Annotated in this window: 10 protein-coding genes; 3 read left to right on the forward strand and 7 right to left on the reverse strand. The window is 75.4% G+C overall.

Features of this window, described 5'->3' with window-relative positions; translation table 11 throughout:
• Positions 1–121 precede the first annotated feature (121 nt).
• The gene (locus CBZ_RS08650; protein WP_130781166.1) at positions 122–991 is read left to right on the forward strand and encodes a 1,4-dihydroxy-2-naphthoate polyprenyltransferase; all 870 of its coding nucleotides are present in this window, start codon (positions 122–124) and stop codon (positions 989–991) included.
• Between the two features lie 19 nt (positions 992–1010).
• On the opposite strand, the gene CBZ_RS08655 is transcribed toward CBZ_RS08650, so the two are convergent.
• Positions 1011–1325, reverse strand: a complete 315-nt coding sequence (locus CBZ_RS08655; protein WP_130781167.1) for a DUF4229 domain-containing protein — start codon at positions 1323–1325, stop codon at positions 1011–1013.
• Between the two features lie 50 nt (positions 1326–1375).
• Here CBZ_RS08655 and CBZ_RS08660 point away from each other — a divergent pair, with 50 nt between their 5' ends.
• On the forward strand, positions 1376–1723 hold the full coding sequence (locus CBZ_RS08660; protein ID WP_130781168.1) for a PLD nuclease N-terminal domain-containing protein: 348 nt from the start codon (positions 1376–1378) through the stop codon (positions 1721–1723).
• A 65-nt stretch (positions 1724–1788) separates the two neighbouring features.
• On the opposite strand, the gene ccsB is transcribed toward CBZ_RS08660, so the two are convergent.
• Genes ccsB through CBZ_RS08690 form a run of 6 tightly spaced genes read right to left on the reverse strand, consistent with a single transcriptional unit; the run spans position 1789 to position 7477 of the window.
• Positions 1789–2802 carry a c-type cytochrome biogenesis protein CcsB gene (ccsB, locus tag CBZ_RS08665; RefSeq protein WP_130781169.1) on the reverse strand — a complete coding sequence of 338 codons (1014 nt, stop codon included), beginning with the start codon at positions 2800–2802 and terminating at the stop codon, positions 1789–1791.
• 7 nt (positions 2803–2809) lie between these two features.
• Positions 2810–4558, reverse strand: coding sequence for a cytochrome c biogenesis protein ResB (resB, locus tag CBZ_RS08670; RefSeq protein ID WP_246013179.1), 1749 nt, complete (start codon positions 4556–4558; stop codon positions 2810–2812).
• Position 4559: 1 nt separating this feature from the next.
• Complete coding sequence (locus CBZ_RS08675) at positions 4560–5519, reverse strand: cytochrome c biogenesis CcdA family protein (protein ID WP_130781170.1); 960 nt, start codon at positions 5517–5519, stop codon at positions 4560–4562.
• Positions 5516–6169 carry a TlpA family protein disulfide reductase gene (locus tag CBZ_RS08680; protein WP_373862157.1) on the reverse strand — a complete coding sequence of 218 codons (654 nt, stop codon included), beginning with the start codon at positions 6167–6169 and terminating at the stop codon, positions 5516–5518. Before CBZ_RS08680 ends, CBZ_RS08675 begins: the two co-directional genes overlap by 4 nt.
• On the reverse strand, positions 6166–6840 hold the full coding sequence (locus tag CBZ_RS08685; RefSeq protein ID WP_130781171.1) for a histidine phosphatase family protein: 675 nt from the start codon (positions 6838–6840) through the stop codon (positions 6166–6168). Before CBZ_RS08685 ends, CBZ_RS08680 begins: the two co-directional genes overlap by 4 nt.
• Before the next feature lie 49 nt (positions 6841–6889).
• Positions 6890–7477 (reverse strand): MarR family transcriptional regulator, encoded by a 588-nt coding sequence (locus CBZ_RS08690; protein WP_165446706.1) that lies wholly within the window; start codon positions 7475–7477, stop codon positions 6890–6892.
• Positions 7478–7581: 104 nt separating this feature from the next.
• Here CBZ_RS08690 and CBZ_RS08695 point away from each other — a divergent pair, with 104 nt between their 5' ends.
• A complete protein-coding gene (locus CBZ_RS08695; RefSeq protein WP_130781173.1) occupies positions 7582–8145 on the forward strand; it encodes a YceI family protein in 564 nt (187 codons plus the stop codon).
• Positions 8146–8244: the final 99 nt, after the last annotated feature.

Here is an 8244-nt window from a genome sequence, read left to right on the forward strand (position 1 = left end):
GGCCGGGCAAGATCGACCGGCGCGCCGTCGCCGCGCTCGCGGAGCGCGCCCTGGCCGCGCAGACCCCGGGCCCCGGCCCGACCACGGGCGGCGCACCCGCCCCGACCAGAAGGAGCGACGCGTGACGACTGCGCGCGAGTGGGTGGCCGGTGCCCGGCCCCGGACCCTGCCGGCGGCCGCCGCGCCCGTGCTCGTCGGGACCGGTGCTGCTGCCCAGGTCGACAGCGCCGACCTGGGCCGGGCGGCGCTGGCCCTCGGGGTCGCGCTCGCGCTGCAGGTCGGCGTCAACTACGCGAACGACTACTCGGACGGGGTGCGCGGCACCGACGTCGACCGCGTCGGCCCGCTGCGGCTGACGGCGTCGGGCACCGCCCGCCCGGGGGCCGTCAAGGCGGCGGCCTTCGTGGCGTTCGGCGTCGCGGCGCTGCTCGGGCTCGCGCTGGTGATCGTCTCGCAGGTGTGGTGGCTGCTCGCCGTCGGCGCGTTCTCGATCGCGGCGGCGTGGGGGTACACGGGTGGGCGGTCGCCGTACGGCTACCGCGGGCTCGGCGAGGTCGGCGTGTTCGTCTTCTTCGGCCTCGTCGCGGTGCTCGGCACGACGTACACGCAGGTCGGCGGGCTGCCGTGGACGGCGTGGGTCGGTGCGGTCGCCGTCGGGCTGCTCGCGTGCGCGCTGCTCATGGTCAACAACCTGCGCGACGTGCCGACCGACGCGCTCGTCGGCAAGCGCACCGTCGCGGTCCGGATCGGCGAGCACCGTGCGCGCCGCGTGTACGCCGCGCTCGTGCTCGTCCCCGTCGCACTCGGCGCGGTGTGCGCGTTCGCGGCGCCGTGGGCGCTGCTCGTGCTGCTGCTGTTCGCCCCGGCGGGGATCCTCGCGGGCGTGGTCCTGCTCGGCGCACGCGGCCGGGCGCTCGTGCCGGTGCTGGCCGGGACGGGGATGCTCGAGCTCGCGTTCGGCGTGCTGCTGGGGTTCGGGCTGGCGCTCTGACCCGTCGTCCCCGCCGTCGTCAGGCGGGCGTCGTGCCGTCCTGGCCGGCCGCTCGGCGCGCCTGCTCGTCGGCGGCGTCCTCGACGTCGGCGTCCTGACGCGCACCGCTGCCGATCCGGCTCGTCACGCCCCGCCGCTCGCGGTCCTCGCCGCGCCGCGCCATCCACGCGACGGCGGCGTCCCGCGGCCGGCGCAGCATCGCGTACGACGCCAGCCACGCGAGCAGCGCCGCGACGACGGCCGCCAGCCACGACTGCATCCCGACCCACCACAGCAGGCCGAGGAAGACGCCGAAGAGCGCGAGACGGTAGAGCGTGTACAGGACGACGGGCACCCCACCAGCCTAGGACGGCGGCGGGACGGCTCGACGCCTACCCTGGGGAGATGGCCCGCTACCTCGGATTCATCATCGTCGTCGGGCTCGTCGTGTGGTGCGTGCTCGACATCTCGCGCAGCGAGGACGACGAGCGGCTCGGCGTGCACCCCGCGCTGTGGATGGCCCTCGTGGTGCTCGTCCCGGTGCTCGGCGCGATCGTGTGGATCCTCGTGAGCCGCGGCCGGCGGGCGTCGGCGCGCCAGGACGGGTCGGCGCGGCCCGCTCGTGGCCCGGCCGCCCCGCGGCGGCGGCCCGGCCCGGTCGCACCGGACGACGACCCGGACTTCCTGCGCAAGCTCGACGAGGAGCGCCGGCGCCGCGAGCAGGACACGGGCGACGGGTCGCCGACGACCTGACCGCGACGGCGTGCCGGCCTGACCGGGACGCCGCGCCGACGAGGCGACGGGAGCGGCTCGCGGGCTCAGAGCCCCGAGTAGGAGTGCTTCCCGTCGATGAACAGGTTGACGACCGTGAAGTTCGCGAGGACGACCGCGTAGCCGACGAACACGAAGTACGCGGCGCGGCGCCCGCTCCACCCGCGCGTGGTGCGCGCGTGCAGGTACGCCGCGTACACGACCCACGCGACGAAGGTGCCGACCTCCTTGGGGTCCCAGCCCCAGTACCGGCCCCACGCGTGCTCGGCCCAGATCGCTCCGCCGATGAGGGTGAACGTCCACAGCACGAACGCGAGCGCGTTGAGGCGGAACGCGAGCGCCTCGAGCTCGCGCGCGTCCGGGACCTGGTCGACCCACGCGAAGCGGGGGCCGACGACGGCGCGGCGCATGCCGTCCGTCCAGGCACGGGGGGCGTCGACGGGCTTCGGGCCGGTCTCGCGGACGTCGGCGAGGATCTGCAGGACGGACGCGGCGAACGCGACCGTGAAGATGCCGGTCGCGATGATCGCGACGCCCACGTGGATGACCAGCCAGTAGCTGTGCAGCGCGGGCTGGACGGCGTCGGCCTGGATGTAGAACGCGTTGAGGGCGAGCACGAGCGCGAGCACCGCGATGCCCATGACGAGCACCCCGACGAACACGATGACGCGCCTGCGCTGCACGACCGCGAGGACGACGACCGCGACGAAGACGCCGACGATCGTGAACTCGTACATGTTGGCCGTGGGCCACCGGCCGGCCGCGACGCCGCGCAGCACGATGCCGGCGAGCAGCAGCACGATGCCGAGGTACGTGGTCGAGCGGGCGATGCCCTCGGCCCGGGCCGACCGGGCGGGGACGTCGGCCGGAGGCTCGGGGGCGGGCGCCGCTCCCCCGCCGGCGCCCGCGGGCACCGTCGCGGGGACGGCCGTCTTCGCGGCCGCCCGGCGCTGCGCGGCGTCGGCGACCCGGGACAGGTCGACCGCGTACGCGACGAGCGCGATGGTGAACGCGGTCGCGGCCGCCCACACGAGGAGCGTGCTCAGGTCACCGGTGGTCATGGGGGCGCTACCTCGGGGTTCCTCGGGGGACGGTCGAGGTCGGTGCGTCGGCCTCGGCGTCCGTGCTGCGGGCGGTGCGGGGGGTCGTGCGGTCGGGGGTGTCCTGGTCCGGCAGCGTCGCGGCCAGGACGCGGTCCAGCTCGGGCTGGAGCCCGATGTCGTCGCCGCGGGCCAGGCCCGCCGCGGTGACCACTGTACGGCCGGCGTCCGCGCCGGTCCCGGGGGCGGCCCGCACCCAGACGCGGCGCCGCGGCGCGAAGAGGCTCGCGGCGAGCCCGGCGAACGCGAGCAGCGCGAACACGAGCACGAACGGCAGCGCGGGGTCGTGCCGCAGGTCGAGCGCGACGAACCGGGGCAGGCCGTCGAAGGTGAGCGTGCCGAGGCCGTCGGGCAGGTCGACGGTCTCGCCGGGGCGGACGTACAGCGTGACGACGTCGCCGTCGGCGTCGACGGACTGCTCCATGCGCGACTCGTCGAGCTCGTAGACGTTCTGCGGCACGCCCGTGTCGAGCCCGAGGTTGCCGGACCACACGGACAGCACGAGCAGCGGGTCGGTGGGCTGCGGGTCGGTCGAGCGCCACAGCCCGGGCGCGGCCTCCAGGGCAGTGGGCAGCAGGTAGCCGACGAGGCCGACCTGCGCCTGGCCGCCGCTGACGTCCGGCACCTTGACGACGCCGCGCGAGGTGTAGACCTCGTCCTGCGGCAGGAACGGCACGGCACCCGCGAACGCGACCTCGCCCGCGGCGTCGTGCACCGTGACCTGCGGCGCGTACCCGTTGCCCTGGAGGTAGACCTTCGCGCCGCCCGCGGACAGCGGGTGGTTGACCTTGATGGTGCGCTGCTGCGGCTCGTCGCCCGGCTCGGTGAGCGTCACGTGCGCGGTGAAGTCGCGCGACTGGAGCGTCTCGGGGTCGAACCGCGACTCGAACTCGTCGAGACGCAGCGTGAACGGCTCGAGGCTCGCGGGGTCGAACGCGGACCCCTGCTCGAAGGTGTCGTAGTCGACCTGCGCGTTCGCGAAGCCACGGCCCTGCACGACGAGCGCCTGCCCGCGGTAGTGCAGCATCTGGCCGGTCGCGACCGACACGAGCAGCCCGACGAGCGCGAGGTGGAACACGAGGTTGCCGGTCTCGCGCAGGTAGCCGCGCTCGCCCGCCGCGGACCACGTGCCGCCGCCCTCGTCGTGCACGTCGACGCGGTACGTCGGGACGAACGGCAGCCACGACCAGCCACGCCGCATCGTCGCCGCGGCCCGCTCGGCGACGTCACGCGGGGCGTCGTCGGTCGTCGCGCCGCCCTGCGCCGGGAACCGGCCGAGGCGTCGGGGCGTGCGCGGCGGGCGGCCACGGACCCCGGCCAGGTGGACCTTGGTGCGCGGCAGGATGCAGCCGACGAGCGACGCGAACAGCAGCAGGTAGATCGCCGAGAACCAGACCGAGGAGTAGACGCCGAAGAACCCCAGGCGGTCGAGCCACGGGCCGGTGGTCGGGTGGTCGATCAGGTACTGCGCGACGCCGGGCGGGTCCTGCGCACGCTGCGGGAACAGCGTGCCGGGGACGGCGGCGACCGCGAGCAGCATGAGCAGCAGGAGCGCGACGCGCATGCTCGTGAGCTGGCGCCACGCCCAGCGCAGCCAGCCGACGGCGCCGAGCGCAGGCAGCCGGACGTCGGGTCCGCCGTCGGTGCCCGCAGCGGCGGGCGGCTCGGCGACCTGCGTGAACGCGTCGTCGAGGCCCTCGGGGCGGTAGGTGCTCACGTCACACCACCGGCACGAAGGGGTCGTAGCCCGTGAGGACGCCCTGCAGCCAGCCCGCCCACGTGCCCCACACCCCGGTGACGAGGGCGAGGCCGAGGACGACGAGCATCGCGCCGCCGACCCGCAGGATCGCCAGGCGGTGGCGGCGCAGGAAGCCGAGCATCCGCGTGCTGCTCTCGAGGCCCAGCGCGACCAGCAGGAACGGCAGCCCGAGGCCGACGCAGAACGCGACGGCGAGCAGCGCGCCGCGCCCGGCGGACCCGCCGTCGAGCGAGAGCGTGAGGATCGCGGCGAGGGTCGGGCCGATGCACGGCGTCCAGCCGAGGCCGAACGTCACGCCGAGGAGGGGCGCGCCCCACAGCCCCGCGCGCGGGGCGAGGTGCAGGCGGCGCTCGTTCTGCAGGAACGGCACGAGCCCGAGGAACGCCAGGCCCATGACGATGACGACGACGCCCAGGACGCGCGTCACCGGGTCCTGCCAGCGCAGCAGGAGCCCGCCGAGCGACCCGGCGAGCGCGCCGTAGGCGACGAACACCGCGGTGAACCCGGCGACGAACAGCGCGACGCCCAGCAGGACGCGCGAGCGGGTGGCCGCGACGCGCGGCGCGGTGACGGTGGCGGTCCGCGGACGAGGGCCGTCCGACCCGGTGGAGTCGGCCGTCCCGGACCCGGTCGGGTCGTCCTCGACGGCGGCGCCCGACCCCGCAGCCGCACCCGGCGTGGTCGCCGGGCGCGACCGGCCTGCGCCCGTGCCCGCTCCGCTCATCCCGCCCAGCAGGCCGAGGTACCCCGGCACGAGCGGCAGGACGCACGGCGACGCGAACGACACGAGGCCGGCCAGCAGCGCGAGCGGCACGGCGAGCAGCAGCGAGCCGGACGTCACGGCCCGGCCGAAGGTGTCGCCGACGTCCGCCACGACCGGCAGGCCGGTGGCGAGCGCGGGCAGGACGGCGGGGGTCACGACGACGTGCCGCCCGGCTGCTCGGCGAGCAGGTCGTCGACGAGCGCGCGCAGCGTCGACCCCTCGGCGAGGCCGAGGATGCGCGCGGCGACCTTGCCGTCGCGGTCGAGCAGGACGGTCGTCGGGACGGCGTTGACGGGCACGACGCCCTGCAGGGCGGCGACGGCGGCACCGTCGGTGTCGTCGATGCTCGGGTACGGGACCTCGAACTGGCGCTGGAACGCCTCCGCGGCGCCCGCGGCGTCGGTGCCGTTGAGCCCGAGGACGTGCACGCCCTGGTCGGCGTAGTCGTTCGCGAGGTCGACGAGGTCGGGGGCCTCGGCGCGGCACGGCGGGCACGCGGCGTACCAGGTGTTGAGGACGACGACGTCCCCGCGCCAGTCCGCGACGTCCTGCGTCACCCCGGCGTAGTCGGTGCCGGCCAGGTCGAGCGGGCCCTTGCGGTCGGCGGCGGCCCACGTCGTCGCGCTGCCGTCGCCGGACTGGTAGCCCTGGTCGACGACGTCCTCGGGGGTGTCGTCGTCCGCGGCGCCGACCGAGCACCCGGCGACGAGCAGCAGCGCGGCGGACGCGGCGACGGCCGCACCGAGCAGGCGCCGCGCGCGGGCGCGCAGCGGTCGTGGCGCCCGGGCGGTCCCGTGCACGCTCACGCCCCCGCCACCGGGGACGCGCCGGGCAGCAGCGCCGCGGCGGGCTCGCTGTAGCCGACGCCGACGAGCCGGTCGTCCTCGTAGCGCAGGCTGGTCAGCGACGCGAGGCTGCACTGGCGGCGGCGCGGGTCGTGCCACAGGCGGCGGCCCTCGACGGCGAGGCGCGTGACCCAGACGGGGAGCTGGTGGCTGACGAGCACGGCCTCGTGGCCGCGGGCGAGGTCGCGTGCGGCGTCGACGGCGGCGAGCATCCGGTCGACCTGCTCCTTGTACGGCTCGCCCCACGACGGCCGGAACGGGTTGCGCAGGTACGGCCAGTGGGTGGGGTGGCGCAGCGAGCCGTCGCCGACGCCGAACTTCATGCCCTGGAAGTGGTTGGCGGCCTCGATGAGGCGCTCGTCGGTGCCGACGTCCAGGCCGAACGCGGCGGCGATGGGGGCCGCGGTCTCCTGCGCGCGCTGCAGCGGGGAGGCGACGACGACGGTGACGTCGTGCCGCGTGCGGGCCGGACCGCCGGCCGCGTCGGGCTCGCCCGCGAGCGCGTCGGCGACGGCCCGGGCCATGGCGTGGCCGCGCTCGGAGAGGCGGTACCCGGGCAGACGTCCGTAGAGCAGACCGTCGGGGTTGTGCACCTCGCCGTGACGCAGCAGGTGGACGGTGGTGGCGACCATAGGGGTCAGTGTCGCAAACGTGGCTGGGTGTCCCGGACGGTCCGGGTGCTCAGCCGACGTGACACGGGCCACCCGCGGCGTCCTCGCACGGTCCCGAGACGATGCGGTCGGCCACCACCTGCATGGCCTCGCCGAGCGCGGCGAACTGCGCGGGGGTGAGGACGTCGACCAGGTGGTCGCGGACGGACTGGACGTGCCCGGGCGCGGCGGCGACGAGGCGGCTCCACCCGAGGGCGGTCATGGTGCAGTTCACGCCGCGCGCGTCCTCGGCGCAGGGCGTGCGGCCGACGAGGCCCGCGGCCTCCATGCGGCGGATGGTGTGCGTGAGGCGGCTGCGGGAGTGCACGACGCCGTCGGCGAGCTCGGACATGCGCATGGTGCGGCCGGGCCGCTCGGAGAGGCGGACGAGGACCTCGTACTCGTGCGTGGACAGGCCGGACTGCGCCTCGAGCTCGTGGTCGAGCACGGCGATGAGCCGGGCGGCGCCGGACCGGAACGAGCGCCAGTGCTGCTGCTGCTCGGCGGTGAGCCAGCCACCGGCGGGCGTCGGCTCGTCCGTCGGCTCGTCCGTCGGCCCCGTCGTCGGGTCGCCCGCCCGCTCGCTCGACACGGCGGTCGTGGGCTCGGTGGTGCTCATCACGTCTCCGTCCTCCGGACATCTCTTGCGCTCTGCCGACGAGTGTAGTTCAATTCTCAACTAACGAGAGTGGTTGACCGTTCAACGACTGAGGAGCCTCCCCCATGAGCACCACCGCCACCACCGCCCTTCCCGCCGGCCTCACGACCGGCACGTGGGCCGTCGACGCCTCCCACACCGAGGCCGCCTTCACGGTCCGTCACGCCGGCATCTCCAAGGTCCGCGGCTCGATCGCCGTCTCCGAGGGCACCATCGTCGTCGGCGAGACGCTCGCGGACACCTCCGTCAACGTCACGCTCGACCCGTCCACCGTCTCCACCGGTGACGCCAACCGCGACGGCCACCTCAAGTCGGGCGACTTCTTCGACGTCGAGAAGTTCGGCCAGTGGACCTTCGCCTCGACCGAGATCCGCGGCGCGGGCAGCGACTACGTCATCGTCGGCGACCTCACGATCCACGGCGTGACGCAGAGCGTCGAGCTCGCCACCGAGTTCAACGGCACCGCCGTCGACCCGTTCGGCAACACGCGCGCCGGGTTCGAGGCCACCGTGACGATCTCCCGCAAGGACTTCGGCCTCACGTGGAACGCGGCCCTCGAGGCCGGTGGCGTCCTCGTCGCCGACAAGGTCGTCATCTCGCTCGACGTCTCCGCCATCCAGCAGGGCTGAGCCCGGGCGCAGCGCCGACCCGCTGCGCCCCACCCGCCCGCCGGTCCCCCGGCGCGCACCCACGGCCGGCGTCCGCCGGGTCCCACCGGACCCGCGGAC

The sequence above is a fragment of the Cellulomonas biazotea genome (assembly GCF_004306155.1).
GTDB classification, from domain to species: domain Bacteria; phylum Actinomycetota; class Actinomycetes; order Actinomycetales; family Cellulomonadaceae; genus Cellulomonas; species Cellulomonas biazotea.

What these genes read in the sequence shown, in the direction of transcription:
- CBZ_RS08660 (WP_130781168.1), top strand. Translation starts at nt 1,376, where the DNA reads ATGGCCCGCTACCTCGGATTCATCATCGTCGTCGGGCTCGTCGTGTGG.
- ccsB (WP_130781169.1), bottom strand. Translation starts at nt 2,802, where the DNA reads ATGACCACCGGTGACCTGAGCACGCTCCTCGTGTGGGCGGCCGCGACC.
- CBZ_RS08685 (WP_130781171.1), bottom strand. Translation starts at nt 6,840, where the DNA reads ATGGTCGCCACCACCGTCCACCTGCTGCGTCACGGCGAGGTGCACAAC.
- CBZ_RS08690 (WP_165446706.1), bottom strand. Translation starts at nt 7,477, where the DNA reads ATGAGCACCACCGAGCCCACGACCGCCGTGTCGAGCGAGCGGGCGGGC.
- CBZ_RS08695 (WP_130781173.1), top strand. Translation starts at nt 7,582, where the DNA reads ATGAGCACCACCGCCACCACCGCCCTTCCCGCCGGCCTCACGACCGGC.